We start from the raw sequence: 23,688 nt of genomic DNA, 5'->3' as shown, positions 1-23,688 counted from the left end.
CCTCTTTTTTTAGAGTACCTCACAAAAGAGGTATGAACCACATCGACAGGAACATTTGGTATGGATGTATCTCAAAAGTGCAGTATGAAGTATATGATCATGTAAATTGAGTATAGATGTACCTCATAAGTGAAGCATGAACCACATCAACCGAAAATTCGGATAAAGATGTACCTTAAAAGAGTTAAATGAAACCAAACTTCTGGAAAACTGAAGATAAAGTTATAAAACAAAAGGAGATTTTTTAATGAACCCCACCGTTAAAATCGAACAAGTCAGTAAAAGCTTCGGCAAAAAAGTGGTCTTGAACGATATCAATCTGAACATGGAAAAAGGTCAAATTTACGGATTAATTGGTCCTTCAGGAGCAGGTAAAACAACACTCGTAAAATTGATCGTCGGAATGGATAAGGCTGATAAAGGAAGCATTCATGTATTAAATGAAAAAGTTCCTAATCTAGCATTATTGCAAAACATTGGTTACATGGCACAATCAGATGCGTTGTACTCAGAGCTGACAGGTGAAGAGAATCTTAGATTCTTTGCTTCTCTTTACAAGTTGAACAAAACGGAACAGAAGAAGCGAATTGCTTATGCAGCTGGCTTAGTAAACCTGACAAACGAACTAAAGAAAAAAGTATCTGCTTATTCCGGGGGAATGAAGCGTAGGTTATCTCTTGCGATCGCCTTAATTCCAGATCCACCTATTCTAATCTTAGATGAACCAACCGTTGGGATTGATCCTGAACTAAGGTTGTCGGTTTGGAATGAATTAAAACGTTTAAAAAATGAAGAAGAAAAAACGATTATCGTGACTACACATGTAATGGATGAAGCTGAAAAATGCGATGTTGTTGCCATGGTAAGGGATGGCAGTATCTTAACTAGCGGTACACCGAAGCAATTGAAAGCTCTATATAAAGTAGACAATTTTGATGAGGTATTTTTAAAAGCTGGGGGTACATCCTTATGAGAATATGGGCATTAATCAAAAGAATTTATCAGCAAATGCTACGTGATAAAAGAACCTTGGCTTTACTATTTTTTGCTCCATTATTAATATTATCACTTATGTATTTTTTGTTTAATGGGAAGGATGTTGAACCTAAATTAGGTGTAGCTAATGTTGATAAAGAACTTGTAAAAGTATTAAAAGATTCAAAGATAAATACAAAACATTATGAGAAAGTATCAGATAATACAGTTGTTAATGACAATCTTGATGGCTTACTGCAGATAGATGACGGAAAATTAAAATTAACATTGAAAAATAGTGATCCATCTTCAGCGAAAGCCCTGCAAATGAAGGTAAACCAAGCAGTCGCAGCACAAGCTCAATCAAAATTAATCGATAAAAATATGGTGTCACTAGATTTGATGAAAAAGAATATTGATATTCATTATGTTTATGGAAGTAGTGACACTGATTTTTTTGATGTATTAAGCCCTATTTTAGTTGGTTTCTTTGTTTTCTTTTTCGTTTTCCTTATCTCAGGAATTGGTTTATTAAAAGAGCGGACTACTGGTACATTGGAAAGGCTAATGTCTACTCCAATTCGTAGAGGAGAAATTGTATTTTCATATTTGGTGGGTTATGGAATCTTTGCTGTTATTCAAACCATTATTGTCATACTATATTCAATAAATGTATTAGACGTGGTACTTGTAGGTTCTATATGGAATGTGATTCTAGTTAACTTGCTGCTTGCACTTGTTGCCCTATCTTTAGGAACATTATTATCTGCCTTTGCTGCTTCTGAATTTCAAATGATCCAATTTATTCCGATAGCTGTTATTCCACAAGTATTTTTTTCAGGGATTTTTCCACTTGAAGGGATGGCTGATTGGTTACAAGCTATAGGTAAAATACTTCCTATGTACTATGCAGCCGATGCATTAATGGGAGTCATGTATAAAGGATTTAGTTTAAGTGAGATTGGCAGCGATATTCTTGCATTGATAATCTTTGCAGTAATCTTTATTACCCTTAATGTATTTGCATTGAAAAAGTATCGAACATTATAACCGCTTTGATTGATTTTACTCTCGGTTTAGATTTCCTTAAGTTCAATAAAGTGAAAAATTTTCCATTAATTTCATATAACAATTTCGCCAATGTAACCTTAAACTATTAGAGTTCATTGGCTATTTTATTGGTATGGATTTGAATATTCAGGTTTATTAAAAGTATTACTTAAGTCTCTTGTTTCTGTAGCAAAATTGAAAGTAAAATGAAATTTATTGCAAATATTCATTTGTTAGAATACAAGAGTACAAGAATATACTCTAAATTAACTATTATAGAAGTTTCAGATAGTATTACAAAAGTGAAGCATATTTATAGCAGCAATAGCATTAAATGATTATGTAAATATGTGATATCGGGGGATATAAAATGACTTTAGAAGAGTTATTAATTGATAAGTTATATTATAAAAACACATTTATGAAAGATGAACAGTACGAACATCCTGTTCATGTTCTGGGAGAGGCTTATTTAGCTGAGCATAGGAATGAAATTTCCGATTTATCCTTCATTCGATTTGCACAAGGTGAAGTTTATTTTCATAACAAAGATTATGAAACAGCTATTTTTAAATGGGAAAATATCGAAAACGAATTACAACCATGGGCGCAAATGAATATGGCGGATGCCTATTTCGAGCTGGGTTTATTCTCTGCTGCCGAGGATCTATATCGTTCAATCACCTCTGATTCTACTGTTCTAACAACAGAATTATTACTTAAATTGTTTTCTGTTTACAAGGAACAAGGGAAATTGGACAAAGCAGTGGAAACCATTAAGGAAGCTGTTTCCTACAATCCCGATTATCTCGATATAACGGAAATCGCCCGTTTATTCTTTGAGGAGCATCAAGACTGGAAAAATGCAGTAGAATTAGCAGTTAACGAATCGACGCGAACAGTTTCACCAAGATGGTTTGAAATATTAAGGATGTATAGTGAAGAAGGAAAAACAAGTAAATTTGACCCAAGCTATTTTAGTAAAACATTAATTTCCTTATATATAGAAAATCAGGTACTATTTGAAAAGTTAGTCTCATCACTATGGAAAAGTTATAGAAATGAAAAGAAGGAAATATATTTAACTTGGCTTAAAGAAATCAATCATCTTCTTATGAATATTGAGGATGATCGAAACGTAGAATGGCATGAATTATCTTCCTTGTACCAAGAATCTTATGCAGAATTAATAAATGGAAAACTTCTATTAAAGGATTTATCCAAGATTATTCCATATCATTTGGAAAACTGGATTAAAATAACTGATTCCACACATGCATTGGCAGCATCCGCTGCTATGCTATCATGGGAAGAAATTTTTCCTTCCAGCTTTAACACATCAGTAATACATGAAGCTGAAAATTTAATTTGTCATTCAAGAAATGAGATTGATGTTTTAGAGGAAAGCTTAAAATTATTCGAAACTATGCTCGGATGGGCTAAAAATCAAGAGGTTCTTGTCGGTTATTCATTGAAATGGATCATCCGTGAGCTATTGGATTTACGAGCTCACAATTTATTAGTTGCTAGTTCTGACGAAAAGGGAAAAGTTGACTTTATTCACTCTGTTTTAGGTGGACATGTATTTGGCTCACCTTCTGAATCATTCGTTATGTATAAGGATCATGATGATTTTGAAATCGCTGAAATCACTCAAACAGGCATCAGAATGATTGAAAATGCTGAAGAATATCGCGAAATTGCACCGAAAAAAACGATTATTGATTTTAAGCTGCCATCTGAATTTCTTAATGAAAATTCGATTACATTACTAGATTCACCGATCAATGGTTGGAACAATAGTAAAAGGGATCAAGTGAATCCTGATCCACATTTATCAGATGCTGTACTAGTTGTGATTAGTCCAGAAGAATATAATCTGAGTTATTTAATCGAATTGCAAAATAAAGTACAGAATGTTCCATTCTATTTTGTGATCAATCAAATGGAAACCTCTTCTAATGATCAAGAATTGAAAATGCTAATTGAAGAAGTTCATTCCCAATTTCCATATGCCAGTGTGATTACGTACAATAAACAAACTGAAATCAATGAACTGAATAAATTCATTCAAGCAATAACAAAAGATTTAAAATTGGAAGAAATACGAACCTCAAAAATGTTATCGTTTATACGAGCATTCATGGCAAATATATTAGATCAACGGGTGCAATTAGAAAACAATCTAATAGAATCCATTAAATGGGATGAAGAAATGGCTAATAAACTAGGCGGTGCTATACATCAGCTTCAAGATATGGAAAAGGAAAAAGTTCGAAGTATTACAAGCGCCTATCACTCTATCAAGGATGATATAAAACAGGATTTAGCCCAATCAATACCAAATATACTAAGAAGTTGTTCCGATTTAATTAAGGAAGACAGTGATTTCCGGAAAATTCATTTGGAACTTAATGAAAAAATGAATACACGTATCCAGGATCATTTGCAAAAAAATACATTACCGAAATTCTACACTTCTATCCAAAATTGGATTACGATTGCCGAGGAGGAATTTTACCAAAGCAAGACCTATCTTGAGGAAATGCGAGAAGGCTTTAATACTTTGTATGGAGAAGAACGATTAAAGCTGTGTGGCGATGATCGAGTGCTCGATGATTGGCGCCGGGATGCAGAACGAATGAAGAATGGTATCCGATTTGAGAAAGTAAATATATTACTAAGACATACACCATCTCAGGTTTTATTAAAGAGTGCAGGAAAACTGTTTGGAGCTCTTCAGCAAAACAAAACAATGCTTTATAACAGATATAAAAAATTTGTAGAAAATGAGGATTACCAAGCGGTAGTTGATTCTATTGCAAATAAGTTCCTTATGCAATTTGAATTATTCGAAACGTCTTTAGACAGGGATATTTCAATGTTTTTTCAAAATCCATTAGCAGAAATTGAAAAGACAGTGAAGCTCACCTTAGCAGAACGTGAAGAAAATGAGAATATGTTAAACAAAATCAAATCAAATCCTGAACTCTTCCGTGATCCATTATCACTGTTCGAGGTGAAACTGCGTCAATACGAATGGATTGTAGATGCAAGTAAGGAAACTTATCAAGTAAATTAATAAAAAACGCTAGGAATAAAAAATCCTAGCGTTTTTTTATTCTTCAATTTTTATTTTTAGAAATGTCGAAATATTTTACGCAAAATCTATTGACTTATTTTTTTATAAAAATCTATAATCAAAATTAAGAGGTGATTCAGGTGTCAGAAAAAATGGTTTATGATGAAAAAAACTTTACGCAGAAAGGGTGGGAAACGAGAGATAAGCTTTTGAGAGCAGCAGAAGAGGTGTTTGGGAAAAAAGGTTATTATGATGCATCTATTGTGAATATTACCCAGGAAGCAGATGTGTCTCATGGAACATTTTACAATTACTTTCCTTCAAAAAAGGATATCTTTGATGAATTAATACGTCATTATAGTCGTGAGCTACGTTTAACTATTAAAGAAGAAATGAAAACCGCTAATAATTATGAGGATGCACAACGTAAAGGGTTTCAGGCCTTTTTCAATTGGGTGAAAAACCGCAGCAATTTATACAGCATTGTACAGCAAGCAATTGTCGTAGATCAAGAATTGTATCGATGGTATTACGATAAGCTGGCAACCGGATTTATTAAAAGCTTATCAGAAGGTATCCAAGCAGGTGAATTTAAAACAATTGATCAGGAAACTATCGCTTATTGCTTAATGTCCATTGGCCAATTTTTAGGAATGCGATGGGTTTATTGGGAAAAACAAGATGTTCCAGAAGAAGTATTTGAATCTGCAATGACACTTATTTTTGAAGGATTAAGAAAACAATAGTGAGGTGAAATGTATGGAGGGTATTGCCTATTGGATAGAAAAACGGGCATATATAAATCCAGATCGCATTGCCATCATCACAGAACATGAACAGATAACTTATGACGAACTGGAGAAATTGATAAGGGGGACTGCCTCCTTTCTTAAAAATCATTTAGCTGTAAAAAAGGGAGATCGTATTGCGATATTGTCCCAAAATCGAAAAGAGTATGTCATTTTATTATTTGCAATAGCAAAAATTGAATGTATTGCTGTTCCGTTGAATATTCGCTTAACAGCTAATGAACTTATTTTCCAATTAAATGATAGCGAAACGACTCTATTAATTGCTGAAGAACCATTTCTAGAAATGGCAAAATCGCTTCAGGATGTTACTAATGTAGAAAATGTAGTTGACATAGAGCATTTTGCATCCGTAGATCTGGATTCAACATGTTCATTTCATCCAGTGTATGAAAACGCTTCCTTTATTATTTGCTATACATCTGGAACGACAGGAAAGCCGAAAGGGGCAGTTTTGACTCAGAAAAATATGTTTTGGAATGCAATTAATAATATGCTGGCAATTGATTTAACCTCAGATGATCGTTCGATTATACTCCTACCGTTATTTCATATTGGAGGTATTGGTTTATTTGCTTTCCCGACATTATTTGTTGGAGGAACTATTGTCATCCCAGGAAAATTTGAACCTGAAAAAGCTCTTTCTATGATTGAAGAACATCAAGTTTCTGTTGTAATGGGTGTTCCTACTATTCATCAGGCCTTGTTAAATTGTCCTTCCTTTCAAACAACAAATTTACGATCGGTTCGTTGGTTTTATAATGGTGGCGCTCCTTGTCGTTATGAAATTATCAAAGCCTTTTACGATCATGGGCTACAATTTGGCCAAGGATTTGGCATGACAGAGACATCTCCATCATTATTTATGTTAAGTAAAGAAGATGCGAACAGAAAAAGGGGTTCTATTGGAAAGCCCGTCCTTTTTAGTGAATATAAACTTGTCGATTCACAAGGAAATTTAGTTCAAGACGGTGAAGTTGGAGAGTTAATTGTAAGAGGTCCAAATATTATGAAGGAATATTGGAAAAGACCAGAAGCAACGAACGAAGCGATTAAAGATGGATGGTTATTTACAGGGGACCTAGCAAAAGTAGATGATGAGGGTTTTTTATATATTGTTGGAAGAAGAAAAGAGATGATTATTTCAGGTGGAGAAAACATTTATCCACTCGAAGTAGAACAGGTCATTAGTCAACTTATTGATGTAAACGAAGTTGCAGTCATCGGTGTACCTGATTCAAAGTGGGGAGAAGTACCTACTGCTTTTGTGGTGAAAAATAAAGGAAGCATGATCACTCATGAGGATGTTATGAATCACTGTATACGGATGCTAGCAAAATACAAAATTCCCAAAAAGGTTATATTTTTAGATGAACTGCCCAAAAATGCAACAGGAAAAATTCAAAAGAATCAACTGGTAACTAAATAGAAAGAAGGTGAAGGAGTGACAACATTTACGATTGGTCAGCAAGCTTCATGCAGTAAGACTATAACAGAATCCGACATTGTTCTGTTTGCGGGGCTAAGTGGGGACTTTAACCCCATTCATTTAGATAAAGAGTATGCTAAAAAAACGAGGTTTAATCAGCGTATTGCACATGGTTTATTGACTTCAAGCCTACTTTCACAGCTATTAGGCGTTCATTTACCAGGTAAAGGTTCTGTCTATAAGGAACAAACGATGCGATTCACTTCTCCTGTTTTTATCGGAGATACCGTTACTGCGAAAGCTACTGTACTAGAGTTTATTGAAGAAAAAAGAATTTTAAAGCTATTAACTGAATGTCATAATCAAGAAAATACACTTGTTCTTACAGGCTCAGCCGTTATGATGGTTCCAAAGGAAGGAGAAGCGATATGAGCTATATTGGAGTTGAAGCAACAAGCACCTATTTTCCTAGAAATATAGAAACGGCAGCGATATTATCTGTGAAGACGGGAATTCCTGAACATATCATTATCGAGAAATTTGGACTTTATGAAAAGCATGTAGCAGATGATACAATGCAAGCGTCCGATCTAGCAGTTGCTGCGGCAAGGCCTATTTTAGAAAAAATCGATCCTTTAACCATTGATGTTGTTATTTATTTTGGCAGTCCGCATAAAGACTACAATGTCTGGTCATGTGCTCCGAAAATTCAGTATGAGCTTGGGGCAAAAAATGCTTATGCTTTTGAAATAATGAATGTAAGTTCCTGTTTTCCCATTGCTTTAAAAGTTGCTAAAGATATGCTGAAATCGGATGAATCAATTGAAAATATATTGCTTGTCGGTGGCTGTAAGGAATCACAAATTATTGATTACCACAATCCACGATCACGATTTATGTTTAATTTTGCTGATGGAGGAACCGCAGCATTGGTAAAAAGGGGTGCACGGATGAGTCGTATTTTAGAAAGCTCCTTTATAACAGACGGATCTTTTCATCACGATGTCCTCATTCCTGCAGGAGGGTCTAAGCATTTTGCAAGTATAGAAACAGTTGAAAAACGTCAGCACTATATTGATGTGGTTGACCCAGCTAGTATGAAAGAAAGATTAGATCCTGTTTCCGTTCCTAATTTTGAGAAAGTGATTCGTCAAGCTTTGCAAAAAAGCGGACTGTCTCCTCAAGACATTAAAGTTCTACTGCCGCTCCATACAAAGCGTTCAATGTTTAAAGAGTTGTTATCATCCTTGAATCTAATAGAGGATCAAGCAATCTATTTAGATCATTACGGACATATGTCTGCCTTAGATCCTTGTATAGGTCTCCATTTTGCTAGTGAACAAGGCAAATTACAATCAGGAGATATTGCTGTAGCCGTTAGTGCAGGTACGGGATATACTTGGGCAGCTACTGTGATTGAATGGAAAGGAGAAAAAGAGTAATAAAAACTAATTTCATAGAATAATTGACCCGTTTTAAAATAGGTAATCAATTTTGGTTCAAATCGTATATGATTTGAACCTTTTTTTGTTGGTAATTTGAATGAAAGAGCGTTTCTTTAACCAGAGAAAGCAAAAAGATACACTCTAGGGTAAATGTAAGAGCGTTTCATTGCCTGAACTAAGGGAAAGCCCGCTCTTGAGGTAAATGAAAGCCCCTCTATCACTGCATTTTCAAAAAATCTTGGGGCTTTTAATATGAAATCACATATCGATTTCCCCCATTAATTACTAAATTCAATTAGAAATAAGATCAGATGAATACACATGAAAAAGACATTTGTCCTCTGTGGGTAGAAAATGTCTTGATTATTTTATCAATAGGAGAGATAATATTAACTAAATTTTATTTGAATATTTTATACAACGGGAGATGTGAAGATGAAGGTTGTGAAATTTGGTGGTTCCTCGTTATCAACAGGTGAACAAATCAAAAAAGTTTTCGACATTGTTATATCAGATCCGGAAAGAAAGATTGTTGTCGTTTCTGCACCAGGAAAGCGATATCCAACAGATGAAAAAATAACGGATCTATTAATTGCTTGTGGCAAAAAATATTTGGAGTTTGGATCTGCAACAGAATTATTGAACGAAATTATTAATCGATACATACTCATTGCCCAGGAATTAAACCTCCCAATAACATTTTCCAATAAAATAAAGAGTGACTTTATTCAATTGTTTAATGGGAATAAAAGAAATCCTGAAATGTTTTTAGAGGCGATAAAAGCAAGTGGGGAGGACATAAACGCTAAGCTAATAGCAGAGTATTTCCAACTACGTGGAATTGAAGCCCGTTATATCAATCCTAATGAAGCTGGTTTACTGGTCAGTGATGAACCAGGAAATGCACAAGTTTTGTCTGAAAGTTATAATCGTTTGTTTCACTTAAGATCCCGTTCAGGTGTATTAATTTTTCCTGGATTTTTTGGCTATAACGAAAATGGGGAAGTGTTAACCTTTTCAAGAAGCGGTTCTGATATCACAGGTTCAGTTTTGGCAAATGGCGTAAAAGCCACATTATATGAAAACTTTACCGATGTTGATGCTGTTTATTCGGTTAATCCGTACATTGTGACACGGCCGAAAGAAATACGCGAGCTTACATATCGTGAAATGCGGGAATTATCCTATGCCGGATTTTCTGTATTTCATGATGAGGCACTGATTCCAGCCTATCGCGCAGGTATTCCTGTTCATGTAAAAAACACCAATAATCCTTTTGCTCCCGGAACGAGAATTGTCAATGAAAGAGAACAACTTAATGGCCCAGTTGTTGGGATTGCAAGTGATAAAGGTTTTTGCAGCATATATGTCAGTAAGTATCTCATGAATAGGGAAATCGGTTTTGGCAGAAAGCTGCTGCAAATTTTAGAAAGCTACGGCATTTCTTATGAGCATTCTCCATCTGGGATAGACGATATATCCATCATAATTAGGGAAAGTCAATTGGATGAATCAATAGAAAAAAGAATTATCGATTATATTATGCATGAACTAGGTGCAGACGAGGTTAAAGTAGAACATGGTTTAGCCTTAATCATGCTTGTCGGAGAAGGAATGAGAAAAAACGTAGGGACAGCAGCAAGGGCTTCTCAAGCATTGGCGAAAGCTGAAATAAATATTGAAATGATTAATCAAGGTTCTTCAGAGGTCAGTATGATGTTTGGAGTGAAAGAGATAAATGAAAGGAAAGCCGTTCAAGCACTTTATCATGAATTTTTTGCAGGTGTTCTTGTCGTTTAGGAAATTATAATATATTCGCACTGTGGATAACTTTATAAAGAGCGAGGTTTACGTCTAGCTCCAGCGCCTATCGGCTAGCGGATTTCTCCGTCTCCTCCCTACGATAAGTCAACATCGGCTCTGAACTACCTCACCGTGTTTCCTTTATCTCAGTCGAAGACTACGAAATCCGTACGCCGATGAGCAAGGCGCTTGCGCTTTTGTTCTTTAGGTCGATAATTTTCCCTCATGTGCGCCTGGTTACTAATGATTTAGGATCCTTAGTAACCAGGCGCCAGAGATAGTGAGCATTAGGAATAATTAATACCCTTTTTCATAATTAACAATATTAAAATTAGGTGTTCTATCTTGAAGATAATGTTTCAGATTTGGGATAAAGATGTCTTCAATGACCCTTGATTCGTAATGTTCCGTTGAACCAGCTGTATGAGGTGTAATAATAACATTTTCATAATCCCAAAGCGGACTTTGTTCGGACAATGGTTCTTTTTCAAATACATCTAGTCCTGCACCTGCAATCTCTTTGTTTTCAAGCGCTTTAATAAGATCTTTCTCTACGACAATCTCTCCACGGCCAATATTAATGAAAAATGCGGTTTCCTTCATTAATTGAAACTGTTTTTCACCAAACATATAATACGTGTCATTAGTAAGTGGTGTTGTGACAATTACATAGTCACATTGTGGAAGAATGGTATTTAAATATTCAGAAGTATACATTTCATCAAAGAACTCTTCTTTATTATCTGAATGACGAATGCCAATCACCTTCATACCAAAGGCTTTGGCTATTTTTGCGGTTTCTTTTCCAATTGCGCCTACCCCAATAATACCAATCGTTTTACCATGAATTTCTAAACTTAAGTTTGCATGGTGCCATGTTTTAGTTAGTTGATTTCTTACATATGTATGGATTTTTCTCGTTAAGGCAAGCATTAAGGTGAAAATCGTTTCTGAAATTGGATACGCATGGACACCACTGGCTGTTGTTAAAGTAATATTTTTTTCTTTCATTTCTTTCAATGGATAGCTGTTTACACCAGCACTCCAGCTTTGTATCCACTGAAGCTTAGATTCTTGATCAATACAATAATCTTTGACTTCCTTCTTCCAGCCGACAATGATTTCAGCACTGTATAAATGTTCTTTCCAAATTTCCGGATCTTTCCCTACTATAATCTCCCAATTCGGGATTATTTCTTTAATCTTTTCGAATAAATCTGATTGAATATTTTGCGTAATCACAAGCTTTCTTTGTGTCATACTATCCCTCTTTTCCGAAAATTAATGTTATTTCTATTATACTTAAAAAAAGAAGCAGAAGTCACTAGTGACTCTGCTTTATTGAAATAATAAAAACCAAGTGTTATATAAACAACACTTGGTTTTCTTTGAAGCCTATTTTAATATTTTCACTTTAACTTTTTTGCGTCCCCATTGAAGACATTTTTTTTCAGAAGGAATGAAAACATCTATATTTTTACCTTTCATGGCTCCGCCTGTATCTCCAGCTATTGCATTACCGTAGCCTTCTACGTAAACTTTGGATCCTAGTGGAATTACTTTTGGATCAACGGAGATTACTTTCATTTTTGGATTCTTTTTGAGGTTAATTCCTGTAGCAGTTATTCCACTACAACCTTTGCAGTTACCAGTGTAAGCTGTAGCCGTTACGGTAAATTCCTTTACCTTTTTAGTTGTAGTAGTTTTCTTTTTTGTTGAAGCTTGTTTTGTTTGAGAAATAACAAGCTTTTGCTTTGGATGAATTTTATCTGAGGTGAGATGATTCCATTTCTTAAGCTGACTGACAGAAATTTTATTCTTCTGTGCAATTTTCCATAATGAATCTCCACTTTTTACTATGTATGTATTTGAACTTGCGGATGCAGCACTTGATATTCCAATACTTAGACAGAGTACTGTACTAATTGATAAAATGAACTTTTTCAAAATAGCGTTCCCCTTTTATATTTTTGATAGTAATACCTTAACATGGAAATGTAACAAGTATGTTTCAGAGGTGTACTAATTCTATTACAACTTCTTTTCAAACGTAAATAGAGGAAGCTTAACTATATCAAAATACTGTTAAAAGAAGTATAAGTATTGATAAAGTGATATACGAAATAAGAAGTATGATCCCTTGCAAGGAAACTAAGTTCGATGGGATTAGGTCGTTATCTGACTATTGAAAAGGAATTTGCCTTATGGAAGGCGAAATAAATGATTATGATGACTAAGAAAAAATTAATAATAATAGTAGGAATATTTGTCTTTATTTTAATAAGTTTTCGCTTGTGCTGGATAGGAATGAATATGAAGCTGGATAATCCCCAGGTCAAAAAAGGTGTACTTGATTTACGTGGGCTCGACCTTCAAGAAGTGAGCACAGTCTCACTCAATGGAGAATGGTTATTTTATCCAGAGCAATTTATTGATCCGAAAAGTAGTGAATCAGAAATTCAACATTCATGGATTATCGTTCCGACTGATTGGAGAGGAGCAGTAACGAAACAAGGAGATTCCCCTTTTGGATATGGAACATATCGTCTTCAGATATTATTAAATCAAAAAGCACAACAGCAATTAAGCTTGTATTTTAAAGAAATTCGCTCAAGCGCATCTGTATATATAAATGGTAAAAAGGTATTTGAAAAGGGGAAAGTATCCAAGCATAGAGATGAATCTGTCGCAGATTATAGCCCATTTGAGCTAAATTTAAATGATAAGTTGAAGAAAATTGACTTGGTTATTCATGTTTCTAATTTTTATTCCTTTCATTCTGGTGGAATTAATAAACCGATTCATTTAGGAACGGCAGCAGCTATTAATAAAGAGAGAACTATGTCTTTCCTTATGCAGTTTATGGTTTCTGTCGTCTTATTTTTACATGGTGTTTACGCAATCATCATATTTATTTTATATAGTAAGACAAAAGAAATTATCTATCTTGCTATAACATTTTTTTGTGCAACACTATCAGTATTAGTAGATGATAATAGACTACTTCTCTATTTATTTCCATCTATTAATTTTCATTGGTGGTTTAAATTAATTTATTTTTCATATGTAGCAAGTGTTTTATTTCTAGTCTTATTTTTAAAAAAAAATGGATTGGAGAGTATAGGACGTAAACTATCTATACTCATTCACATTTTTACTGGGCTATGTACCATATATATTTTTCTTCTTTTTTGTCTTAATAGTTTACCAGAGACACTGTTAAACACCTTATTTTTTGCATTGATTATGTATTTAGCAGTGATTTTAATACCGGTTATTTTATGGAAAGTTGCTACTAATAAGGAATCAGGTTTTATTTATATGCTTCTTGGTGCCATTAGTATTACTTTAAATATTCTTTGGGCAGTTTTCAAAAAACATTATTATGACATTCCCTATTACCCGTTTGATTACATTATAGGTGTGATTTGTCTTGCAGCATTCTGGTTTAAACGCTTTTTCAAAGCAACAGATGATAGTAGAAATTTAGCTATAAAATTACAACAGATTGATAAAAGGAAAGATGAGTTCTTGGCCAATACCTCTCATGAATTAAGAAATCCACTACATGGGATAATTAATATTGCTCAGACGATCTATGAAAATGAAAAAAATCCACTAAACGATGAAAATAAAAAGAATTTACGCGTTTTAATATCTGTTAGTAAGCGTATGTCACTGGTGCTTAATGATCTTCTGGATATTTCAAGATTGAAGGAAGGAAGAATTTTATTGCATAAGGAAAGAGTTAATCTCTCATCCGTTGTTTCTTCTGTGTTTGACATGCTTCAATTTATGGTTGAAGGTAAAAATATTACGTTTAAAATGAAGATTCCAAATGAACTCCCATATGTATTAGCTGATGAAAATCGATTATTTCAAATCTTATTTAACTTAGTTCATAATGCTGTGAAATATTCAAATGAGGGGAATATTATTGTTTCTGCATATGAGAAAAAAGGATGGATTGAAATTAATGTAGAGGATAATGGTATCGGAATTGATGATGAAACATTAAAATTCATTTTTCAGCCATATGAGCAAGCTGATTCAAGTATGACTGCGATCGCAGGAGGAATTGGACTCGGGTTAAGTATTTGTGAGCAATTAGTTAATTTGCATGGAGGTAGAATATTTGTGAAATCGTCTTTAGGAAAGGGCTCTACCTTTACATTCACACTTCCTGTAGCTTATAGCCAAGCACTAATGTCTGTTGCCTCAACAGTTATGACAATTGATAAAGAAATACAAAGAAATGATCGAAAATCAATAACTAATAATAAAGGATATCAACGCTTATTAATCGTTGACGATGATCCTGTCAATTTATCTATTTTAGAAAGTATTCTAACATCACAATATGATGTCGTTACCTGTACAAGTGGAAATGAAGCACTTACATTATTAAATGAAAGCAATTGGGATTTGGTCATATCAGATGTCATGATGCCTAAAATGTCTGGATATGAGTTGACTCGAAAAATTAGAGAAAGATATTCTATCTCAGAATTACCTGTTTTACTCTTAACAGCGAGAAGCCAATTAGTGGACGTTCAAACTGCTTTTTATTTCGGTGCAAATGATTATGTAACAAAACCGGTTGAAAAGTTGGAATTAACAGCTAGGATTAAAGCTTTAACTGAATTGAAGGCTTCTATTAACGAAAGGATAAGAATGGAAGCTGCTTGGCTGCAGGCACAAATTAAGCCTCATTTTCTCTTTAATACATTAAATACAATTGCAGCATTAAGTGAGGTAAATCCTCCAAAAATGATTGATTTATTAAATGAATTTGGAAACTATTTGCATGCAAGCTTTGATCTTTCTAATTTAAATCAATTAGTTCCTATAGAAAGTGAATTAGAGTTAGTTCGTTCATATCTATATATTCAAAAGGAGAGGTTTATGGATCGACTAAAAGTGGAATGGGAGATAGAAAAAAATATAGACATTCAAGTTCCACCGCTTTCTATTCAAACCATTGTAGAAAACGCGCTTAAACATGGGATATTAAAACGATCTAATGGCGGAACAATTAAAATTCAAATTAGGAAACAAGATGAATCGGTAGAAATAAAAATTGTTGATAATGGAGTAGGAATGAGCGTAGATACTCAGAAAGCACTGTTCATTCAACAAGGAAAGCATACTCAAGGAATTGGAATTGTTAATACAGATAAAAGATTAAAACAGCTTTTTGGACACGGACTTCATATTAGCAGCACCCCAAATGGAGGGACGGAGGTTTCGTTTAATATTCCACTTTAAAAGTAAATAAAGATATAATAAGCTCTCTCATTGATTGTGAATCCTCGCATTTTGAGTAATATTATTGAGTATATATTGAATAAAAAAGACCCCAACACAGTGGGGTCTCTTTATTAAAAGTAGAAAGTATAAAATTTACTAAGGATATTAGAGTTGAAAAGTGTCTGCTGTGTCTAGCTCCAGCGCCTATCGGCTAGCGGATTTCTCCGTCTTCTTCCTACGATAAGTCAACATCGACTCGTCCCTCGCCGTGTTTCCTTTATCTCAGTCGAAGACTACGAAATCCGTACGCCGATGGGCAAGGCGCTTGCGCTTTTCTTACTGTTTTTGAACATTTGTTGCTTGTGGTCCGCGAGCGCCATCCTCGATTTCAAATGTGACGGTTTGACCTTCTTCAAGAGTTTTGAAACCTTCACCTTGAATTGCAGAGAAGTGAACGAATACATCATCCTGTCCTTCAACTTCGATAAAACCGAAGCCTTTTTCTGCATTGAACCACTTAACTTTACCTGTTACCATTCATATACCTCCAGAGTTCGGATATTCACTCTTTTCGAACATCGAAAATAATTTAGGGAAATATCCAATAAATAAGTAAATACACATTATATTTTTGGCACAATTATTAAAAGTATACATGAAAAGAAAAATTTAATGAAAACATTAGACAATTTATTTTGAATATTATATAATCACAATTACGTCTCAAGAATTTTTGCATAAATTGAAAAATAAAGTCATGAATTCAATTTAAATTCATGACTTTTTCCTGTCCAGTTTAGAGGTAGGATGTTAGCTTGCTGACTATCTAATGATTATTTCATTAAAAGGGGGTTAGACAATGTCAAATAAACAGCATCCTGATTTTCAAATTGAGGTTGAAAGGCTCAATTTTACGAAAAAGTATATGAATGTTGTCATTAAAGCTTCAGAATCCAATGAAGAAACATTTAAAGAAAATCTTAAGCAATCTTTAGAAGGAATGGATATAAAAGATAGCAGCTTTAGCTATATGAGTATGTTAACAAATGCAAATCTTCTTCAAAGAACTGGGGATGAACTAAAAAGACTTAAAAAGTTTAAAGAAAAGCCTTATTTTGCAAGAATTAATTTTTTACAGGAAAATGTTGAAAAAGAGGAAATTTTATATTTAGGGAAAGTCTCTCTCTTTGATAAAGAAACCCAGCAGCCAATTATTGTTGATTGGCGGTCACCAATAGCTAATCTATATTACGATGGCCGGCTGGGAGATGTTTCTTATGAATCAGAAGGTGATACCTACTATGGGAATTTATCTTTGAAGCGCCAATTCATTATTGAAGAAGGGGAATTGCGGGAAATTCGTGATATTGATTTAACGACAAATGATGAATTGCTGCAAATGTCCTTATCAGAAAGTGCGAGTAACCGTCTTACAGAGATTGTTTCTACCATTCAAGAGGAACAAAATAATATCATTCGTGCTGATTTAAACAAACCGATTATTGTGCAAGGTGCAGCAGGTAGTGGAAAAACGACGATTGCCTTACATCGTATTTCTTACTTTATTTATACATATGCCGAAAAATTCACACCCGACCAATTAATGATCTTAGCTCCCAACCGCTTATTTATCGACTACATTTCAGAAGTCCTCCCAGAACTTGGTGTTGAAAATATATTACAAACAACCTTTGTCGACTATGTTATTTCGTGTATTGGAAAAAAAATAAAAATTAAGCATCCAGAAGAAAAACTACTTCGGTTTATTAATCAGGAGCTGGATGACCCGGAATTAGTCAAACGGGTGTCTGATTTTAAAGGGTCATTAATATTCAGGGATATTATTGATCGATATTTAGAGGATATTTTAAAAACATTGCTTCCTACTGAAGATTTTTATTTATCAAAGTTTCGATTGTATAGTGCAAAAAGGTTAAGACAGTTGATTGAATATGAATATCGCTATTTACCATATTACCACCGAATAGACAAAGTGAAGCGTGTGCTCCAAAACCATGTCCGAACCGAAAAGAAAAGAATGATTGAAAAGATTACAACATTTTATGATAACAAACTTGAAAAGGCATTATATAGTAAGGTAGAACCAGAAAAACGACGTAAATATATATCAAAGGCATTGGAAAAAAAAGATGAAGCACTAAATGAAATAAAAAAAGAAGTAAGGGTTGCAGTTAACAATTACATTAAAAAGCTTCCTAAGCACGACCTGTTTTATTACTATAAGCAGCTAGTGACAAATAAAGAGCTTTTTACTATGTATGCAAAGGATTTACTTGATCCACAAGAAATTGACTTTTTTATTGATTATCAAATTAGATTAGATGCGGAAGGGTCGTTCGAAATTGAGGATTTGGCTTCATTACTTTATTTACAGGGGAAAATATTCGGGATTGATAAGCTTTTACGTGTAAAAAATATTGTCGTGGATGAGGCTCAGGATTATAGTTATTTTCAGTTTTATGCATTAAAAAGTGTCCTAGAGACGGATATGTTTACTATTGTCGGCGATTTAGCACAAGGCATCCACTCATATCGGGGTATTAAGGATTGGAATCTCGTTCAGAATGAAATTTTCCCAAGAGCTAGCTACAAAACTCTTCAAAAAAGTTATCGAACAACTATTGAAATAATGAATACAGCAAATCAAATTCTTCAGCTATTAAATTTAGATTTACCAATTGTTGAGCCAGTTGTACGTCATGGGAACAAACCTTATTTTTATAAAATAGATTCGAAGATAGACGCTATCCAGTCTATTGAAAAAGAGATCAAGGAATTATATAAGGACGGAATGAAAACAGTTGCGGTTATCGGTAAAACAACTGAAGAATGTAAAAACTTAGCAAAGCTATTTAAAAAGCATTCTACACTTCCCATTCAATTTCTAAAAGAGAATGAAGAAATTCAAAAAGGTGAAGTTGTAATCGTGAGCTCCCATCTTTCAAAAGGTCTTGAATTTGATGCAGTGATCATCTGTTCTTTGGAAGATACTTTTATTGAAAACGAAATTGATATAAAACTTCTCTATGTATCCATGACAAGACCACTCCATCGTTTATCATTTTATGGTAGAGAACAATCTAATTTTCTATTGGATCGTGTAAATCAAGAATTATTGACTCTAAATAAAGAAATAGTTGGAAGTTAGAACCTCTCGTTTCTAGCTTCCTTTATTTTTGAACATACATATTCTATCTGTTATGGTGCAATAAATGTTTGAGCACAGCATCTTTCACCACAGTCAATAATAGCTTCTTCTGTATATGTTAATTGAAATTCTTCATAGAGTGATTTCCAAAATTGAATGGATTTTTGATTTTTTTCTAACTGTTTTACATAATATGTACCAGGATAGGAAGAGATTAATTTTTTGACAGCTTGTCCAGCGAAACCTCTTTCTCTATATTGAGAAAAAATAAAGATATCATTTACACAATAATCGATATGTTCATTTTCAGCAGCTTTAAAGAACAAGAGAAATCCTACTATCTCCTGACTAAATTTAATGAAAAAGGGTATTATGTTCGGGTTTGTAAACAAGGAATCCAAGTTTTCGTATTCAAAAATTCCATGAATATTTGTTTTTAACTGGTTTGTATACTTTGAAAGATCATCTAAATAGAAATGAAGCATATTTTCCAATATACTTTTTTTATTTAATTCAACTTCTATTAATTCAACTGACAATTTCTTTTATCTCCTTTCAAAAGATGATTCCCACATTAGAAATAGAATCAGTACTAAGTTTATTTTAAAGGAAAATAAAAAAAGAGAATAGGGGGAAATTACCCCCTAACATGTCGAACAGGTGCCTAAAGATAGTGAAGGCGCATTCGTTATTCTTATTCTCTGTTGGATAATGTGAGGGACCACATATTTCCGTCTCTAAATACACTATTGACCTGCCTAAATTCACTTCTACGCGAAGTTCTACGTGAAGATCTTCTGCGCGAAGTACGACGAGAAGTTCTTCTGCGCGAAGTACGACGAGAAGTTCTTCTGCGTGAAGTACGACGAGAAGTTCTTCTACGAGAAGTACGACGAGAAGTTCTTCTGCGTGAAGTACGACGAGAAGATCTTCTGCGTGAAGTACGACGAGAAGTTCTTCTACGAGAAGTACGACGAGAAGATCTTCTGCGTGAAGTGCGACGAGAAGATCTTCTGCGTGAAGTACGACGAGAAGATCTTCTGCGCGAAGTACGGCGAGAAGTTCTTCTGCGTGAAGTGCGACGAGAAGATCTTCTGCGCGAAGTACGGCGAGAAGATCTTCTGCGTGAAGTGCGACGAGAAGATCTTCTGCGCGAAGTACGGCGAGAAGATCTTCTGCGTGAAGTACGACGAGAAGTTCTTCTACGCGAAGTACGACGAGAAACTCTGCAATTACAAGTGAGACGACGGCGAGATGTACGTCTTCTTGAAGTCCTTCGCGTACTACGGCGTGAAATTCGAGTAACTCTGCAAGAGCAAGATAGACGACGGCGAGATGAGCGTCTCCTTGAAGTCCTTCGGCGCGAAGTTCGTCTAGATCTTCGGCTGGAGCTAGGTTCCTGATCCATAAAGCCGCTTAACCCTGACATATCTGCATATGCTACTGCTTTTTGGATATCATCTGAAGTATATTGACTCACAAAAATAACCTCCTTATTTTATTGAAAGAACATCATCAAACGTTATGAATGCCTTTCAGTGATATATCATACGTACACAAGTTAAGGAATGAATGGGACAAATGTTTATTTTCAAAAAAATAGATAGATGTATCATGTGTCATTCCTCCTTTTTTTTCATACGAATAAGTAAAAAGAAAGGAGCTTAGATGATGGGTGATACCGGTCTATTAATTTATCATTTATATATTCATCCGATGGATATTCAGGATTTAAAAAAAGATTTATGGAATGATGACCCAGTGTCTGGGTCATTAACCATTAATAAAAAAAAATATGATATTGATATCGTTTATCGCGGGTCACATATACGCAAACTTCAGAAAAAGTCTTACCACATTTCTTTTTATAAACCCAGTCTTTATAAAGGAAGTAAGGAAATTCACTTGAATGCTGAATACAAAGACCCTTCATTAATTAGAAATAAACTAAGCTTAGACTTTTTCTCTGATATAGGAGTTCTTTCTCCCCAATCTAGACATGTATTCTTACATTTAAATGGTCGTAAGGAAGGAGTTTATCTGGAATTAGAGTCGGTTGATGAAAAATTTTTAGCGAAAAGAAATCTTCCAAATGGATCGATTTTTTATGCTGTAGATGGGGATGCCAACTTTTCTTTATTAAGTGATTTGGATAAGGAAACAAAGAAGTCTTTAGAGTTAGGGTACGAGAAGAAATGTGGGGAGGACAAGGATGATATTTATTTACAAGAAATGATTTTTAAAATTAATACTTTATTAAAGGAAGAATTTGAAAAACAAATTGTTCATTATTTAGATGTAGAAAAATATTTACGTTGGCTTGCAGGAGTTATATTCACGCAAAACTATGATGGATTTGTTCATAATTATGCATTGTATCGTAATGGAGAAACAGGAATTTTTGAAATGATTCCATGGGATTATGATGCTACTTGGGGCAGGGACGTAAATGGCAGAACAATGTCAGAGGATTATGTAAGAATACAAGGATTTAATACGTTATCAGCACGGTTATTAAGTGTAGATGGATTCCGCAAAAGGTATCAAAATATTCTAAAGGAAATATTAAATAATCAATATACTGTTGAATATATGAAACCAAAAGTGGAGCACTTACATTCCCTAATCAAACCTTGGGTAGCAAAAGATCCTTATGAAAAAGACAATATGGAACGTTTCGAAAGGGAACCAAGCTTTATTTATCGTTTTATTGAATTGAGGAGTGAGTATTTAAGATCTAGGCTGTATAAGTTGGATTAATAGGCGATAGTCGGAATTCGATTAAAATGGTTATTTATCCTAGTACAAACAACATATATGGTACGTATATATGCAGTATGAATACCCCTAGTGGATAAATAACAAGGAGGATAAAAATGAAGAAAAGCAAAGTAATTTATCAGAATCGAAATCGACTTAATCCCCATTTATCTAATAAAAGTCCAACTAATAGATTTCCATATTCACTTTTAGGTAAAAACGTAACATTATACAAAGGGGAGCCTGAACCTAAGACAGGAAAATTGATTGATGTTCAATCTGATTATGTAGCACTCAAAATAGAAGATACAGTAGTTTATTATAAAGAAGAACACATAAGAAGAATAAGTGAGAATTCTAACTCTAATCCTACCTCAACTATTTCCGAGGAACAGGATGAAGTAGAATTTCATAAAGCTGATAGTTTTATAAGATTAATAAAAAATTTCACCAATCAATCCATCCAGATCAATGAAGGTGAACAAGATTCTAAACAGGGCACATTGTTAGAGGTCATCCAAAATTATTTAGTTTTACTCACAGAGGATGATGGAGAGGTTTTCTATAATATAGACCATATACAAAGTATAATGGAAAACAACATTATAAAAGAAGAAAATGAAGCAGTTATAACCGGAACAAAAACTGAAGAGAATATAGGAAATAATAGTAACGAAAACGGTGACCAAAATAATGATACCGATTGGAGAAGAAGTACTGACCAAAATAGAAGCACAGGTTGGAGAAGAAGCACTAGAGGAAGTAGAAGTACCGATCGTAGAAGAAGCACTAGAGGAAGTAGAAGTACCGGTTGGAGAAGAAGTACTAGACGAAGCAGAAGCACAGGTTGGAGAAGAAGTACTAGACGAAGTAGAAGCACAGGTTGGAGAAGAAGTACTAGACGAAGTAGAAGTACTAGACGAAGTAGAAGTACCGGTTGGAGAAGAAGTACTAGACGAAGTAGAAGTACCGGTTGGAGAAGAAGTACTAGACGAAGCAGAAGCACTGGTTGGAGAAGAAGCACTAGAGGAAGTAGAAGTACCGATCGAAGAAGAAGCACTAGACGGAGTAGAAGTACCGATCGAAGAAGAAGCACTAGACGGAGAAGAAGTACTAATCGAAGAAGAAGCACTAGACGGAGTAGAAGTACCGATCGAAGAAGAAGCACTACTCGGAGCAGAAGTACCAATCGAAGAAGGAGCACATGCCGAAACAGAAGCACCGATGGATTTCGAGGATCAGGTGGAAGAGAAAGAAGAATTTCAAATAGATCAGATGAAAATGTTGTGAAGTCTGTTAATTATGTATGGAAAACAGGAGAAGAATAATTTATTTTTCAGACTAATCCCATCATATCGAAAATAGATGGTGCATTGGTGGGCAGCTAGTGCACCTAACTTATTATTTAACGAAGGCTCCTTTCTTAAACTTTATTAACACTTTAATCGTAAATCTTAAATATCAGCACAAAACTATTTAGCAGAAACATTTATGAAGAAACGCTGCTGAAACGAGCTCATTTTTTTATGTATTCCCGAAAGAAGTTTCCTTCATCAATTATGCGAAGGGACAAGCCTTTTGATAAATGGGATATGCATTTTCGGTTGTGTGATAAGAATAAAAAACGAATGTTCAATAGTGACGGAAGTATTCCAAAAATAAAGCTTAAAAGGGACTGTCTGATACTTACTTTTCAGACAGCCCCTGTTTTGTGAAAATCTTTTGGAGCATAGATAAGTAAATTCTTCCTTTCTGAAAAGGTAAGAAAGTATAAAATTTACTAAGGATATTAGGCATAAAAAGTGTCTGCTGTGTCTAGCTCCAGCGCCTATCGGCTAGCGGATTTCTACGTCTTCTCCCTACGATAAGTCAACATCGACTCGTCCCTCGTCGTGTCTCCTTTTTCTCAGTCGATG

Annotated in this window: 17 protein-coding genes and 1 pseudogene; 13 read left to right on the top strand and 5 right to left on the bottom strand. The window is 34.4% G+C overall.

What is annotated here, in order from left to right:
* The first annotated feature begins 247 nt into the window (after positions 1-247).
* The 8 genes from ACQKP0_RS01170 to ACQKP0_RS01135 all read left to right on the top strand — a co-directional run bounded on the left by ACQKP0_RS01170 (position 248) and on the right by ACQKP0_RS01135 (position 10,590).
* Positions 248-973: an ABC transporter ATP-binding protein gene (locus ACQKP0_RS01170; RefSeq protein WP_427403976.1), complete on the top strand. Its 726-nt coding sequence runs from the start codon at positions 248-250 to the stop codon at positions 971-973.
* Positions 970-2,025 (top strand): ABC transporter permease, encoded by a 1,056-nt coding sequence (locus tag ACQKP0_RS01165; protein WP_427403975.1) that lies wholly within the window; start codon positions 970-972, stop codon positions 2,023-2,025. The genes ACQKP0_RS01170 and ACQKP0_RS01165 overlap by 4 nt, the downstream gene beginning before the upstream one ends.
* Positions 2,026-2,395: 370 nt before the next feature.
* Entirely contained in the window at positions 2,396-5,107 is a 2,712-nt protein-coding gene (locus ACQKP0_RS01160) for a tetratricopeptide repeat protein (RefSeq protein ID WP_427403974.1), read from the top strand.
* Positions 5,108-5,247: 140 nt separating this feature from the next.
* Positions 5,248-5,853, top strand: a complete 606-nt coding sequence (locus ACQKP0_RS01155) for a TetR/AcrR family transcriptional regulator (protein ID WP_427403973.1) — start codon at positions 5,248-5,250, stop codon at positions 5,851-5,853.
* Positions 5,854-5,866: 13 nt separating this feature from the next.
* Entirely contained in the window at positions 5,867-7,345 is a 1,479-nt protein-coding gene (locus ACQKP0_RS01150) for an o-succinylbenzoate--CoA ligase (protein ID WP_427403972.1), read from the top strand.
* 15 nt (positions 7,346-7,360) lie between these two features.
* Entirely contained in the window at positions 7,361-7,777 is a 417-nt protein-coding gene (locus tag ACQKP0_RS01145) for a MaoC family dehydratase (protein ID WP_427403971.1), read from the top strand.
* Positions 7,774-8,787: a 3-oxoacyl-ACP synthase gene (locus tag ACQKP0_RS01140; protein ID WP_427403970.1), complete on the top strand. Its 1,014-nt coding sequence runs from the start codon at positions 7,774-7,776 to the stop codon at positions 8,785-8,787. The genes ACQKP0_RS01145 and ACQKP0_RS01140 overlap by 4 nt, the downstream gene beginning before the upstream one ends.
* 438 nt (positions 8,788-9,225) lie before the next feature.
* Positions 9,226-10,590: an aspartate kinase gene (locus ACQKP0_RS01135; RefSeq protein ID WP_427403969.1), complete on the top strand. Its 1,365-nt coding sequence runs from the start codon at positions 9,226-9,228 to the stop codon at positions 10,588-10,590.
* Between the two features lie 300 nt (positions 10,591-10,890).
* On the opposite strand, the gene ACQKP0_RS01130 is transcribed toward ACQKP0_RS01135, so the two are convergent.
* On the bottom strand, positions 10,891-11,853 hold the full coding sequence (locus tag ACQKP0_RS01130) for a D-2-hydroxyacid dehydrogenase (RefSeq protein ID WP_427403968.1): 963 nt from the start codon (positions 11,851-11,853) through the stop codon (positions 10,891-10,893).
* A gap of 135 nt (positions 11,854-11,988) precedes the next feature.
* The gene (locus ACQKP0_RS01125; RefSeq protein ID WP_427403967.1) at positions 11,989-12,540 is read right to left on the bottom strand and encodes a 3D domain-containing protein; all 552 of its coding nucleotides are present in this window, start codon (positions 12,538-12,540) and stop codon (positions 11,989-11,991) included.
* 273 nt (positions 12,541-12,813) lie between these two features.
* Between ACQKP0_RS01125 and ACQKP0_RS01120 the strand changes: the two genes are divergently transcribed.
* The gene (locus ACQKP0_RS01120) at positions 12,814-15,861 is read left to right on the top strand and encodes an ATP-binding protein (RefSeq protein WP_427403966.1); all 3,048 of its coding nucleotides are present in this window, start codon (positions 12,814-12,816) and stop codon (positions 15,859-15,861) included.
* A gap of 318 nt (positions 15,862-16,179) precedes the next feature.
* Here the strand turns inward: ACQKP0_RS01120 and ACQKP0_RS01115 are convergent, their stop codons facing one another.
* On the bottom strand, positions 16,180-16,380 hold the full coding sequence (locus ACQKP0_RS01115; RefSeq protein ID WP_427403965.1) for a cold-shock protein: 201 nt from the start codon (positions 16,378-16,380) through the stop codon (positions 16,180-16,182).
* Positions 16,381-16,702: 322 nt separating this feature from the next.
* Here ACQKP0_RS01115 and helD point away from each other — a divergent pair, with 322 nt between their 5' ends.
* The gene (helD, locus tag ACQKP0_RS01110; RefSeq protein ID WP_427403964.1) at positions 16,703-19,012 is read left to right on the top strand and encodes an RNA polymerase recycling motor HelD; all 2,310 of its coding nucleotides are present in this window, start codon (positions 16,703-16,705) and stop codon (positions 19,010-19,012) included.
* Positions 19,013-19,062: 50 nt separating this feature from the next.
* Here the strand turns inward: helD and ACQKP0_RS01105 are convergent, their stop codons facing one another.
* Complete coding sequence (locus ACQKP0_RS01105; protein WP_427403963.1) at positions 19,063-19,551, bottom strand: GNAT family N-acetyltransferase; 489 nt, start codon at positions 19,549-19,551, stop codon at positions 19,063-19,065.
* A 247-nt stretch (positions 19,552-19,798) separates the two neighbouring features.
* Here ACQKP0_RS01105 and ACQKP0_RS01100 point away from each other — a divergent pair, with 247 nt between their 5' ends.
* Positions 19,799-20,254, top strand: coding sequence for a hypothetical protein (locus ACQKP0_RS01100; protein ID WP_427403962.1), 456 nt, complete (start codon positions 19,799-19,801; stop codon positions 20,252-20,254).
* Positions 20,255-20,417: 163 nt separating this feature from the next.
* Here the strand turns inward: ACQKP0_RS01100 and ACQKP0_RS01095 are convergent.
* Positions 20,418-20,492 (bottom strand): annotated as a pseudogene (locus ACQKP0_RS01095) (hypothetical protein); the annotation flags it as partial.
* Positions 20,493-20,680: 188 nt separating this feature from the next.
* Here ACQKP0_RS01095 and ACQKP0_RS01090 point away from each other — a divergent pair.
* The gene (locus ACQKP0_RS01090) at positions 20,681-21,772 is read left to right on the top strand and encodes a CotH kinase family protein (RefSeq protein WP_427403961.1); all 1,092 of its coding nucleotides are present in this window, start codon (positions 20,681-20,683) and stop codon (positions 21,770-21,772) included.
* A gap of 693 nt (positions 21,773-22,465) precedes the next feature.
* A complete protein-coding gene (locus ACQKP0_RS01085; RefSeq protein WP_427403960.1) occupies positions 22,466-23,062 on the top strand; it encodes a hypothetical protein in 597 nt (198 codons plus the stop codon).
* The last annotated feature ends 626 nt before the right edge of the window (positions 23,063-23,688 follow it).

The organism is Heyndrickxia sp. NPDC080065 (genome assembly GCF_050281185.1).
Taxonomy (GTDB): domain Bacteria; phylum Bacillota; class Bacilli; order Bacillales; family Bacillaceae_C; genus Heyndrickxia.
This window is presented reverse-complemented; position numbering and strand designations above follow the sequence as displayed.

Coding starts and splice junctions, on each gene's coding strand:
- ACQKP0_RS01140 (WP_427403970.1), top strand. CDS start 7,774: ATGAGCTATATTGGAGTTGAAGCAACAAGCACCTATTTTCCTAGAAAT.
- ACQKP0_RS01150 (WP_427403972.1), top strand. CDS start 5,867: ATGGAGGGTATTGCCTATTGGATAGAAAAACGGGCATATATAAATCCA.
- ACQKP0_RS01115 (WP_427403965.1), bottom strand. CDS start 16,380: ATGGTAACAGGTAAAGTTAAGTGGTTCAATGCAGAAAAAGGCTTCGGT.
- ACQKP0_RS01160 (WP_427403974.1), top strand. CDS start 2,396: ATGACTTTAGAAGAGTTATTAATTGATAAGTTATATTATAAAAACACA.
- ACQKP0_RS01120 (WP_427403966.1), top strand. CDS start 12,814: ATGATTATGATGACTAAGAAAAAATTAATAATAATAGTAGGAATATTT.
- ACQKP0_RS01090 (WP_427403961.1), top strand. CDS start 20,681: ATGATGGGTGATACCGGTCTATTAATTTATCATTTATATATTCATCCG.
- ACQKP0_RS01165 (WP_427403975.1), top strand. CDS start 970: ATGAGAATATGGGCATTAATCAAAAGAATTTATCAGCAAATGCTACGT.
- helD (WP_427403964.1), top strand. CDS start 16,703: ATGTCAAATAAACAGCATCCTGATTTTCAAATTGAGGTTGAAAGGCTC.
- ACQKP0_RS01135 (WP_427403969.1), top strand. CDS start 9,226: ATGAAGGTTGTGAAATTTGGTGGTTCCTCGTTATCAACAGGTGAACAA.
- ACQKP0_RS01170 (WP_427403976.1), top strand. CDS start 248: ATGAACCCCACCGTTAAAATCGAACAAGTCAGTAAAAGCTTCGGCAAA.
- ACQKP0_RS01085 (WP_427403960.1), top strand. CDS start 22,466: ATGATACCGATTGGAGAAGAAGTACTGACCAAAATAGAAGCACAGGTT.
- ACQKP0_RS01130 (WP_427403968.1), bottom strand. CDS start 11,853: ATGACACAAAGAAAGCTTGTGATTACGCAAAATATTCAATCAGATTTA.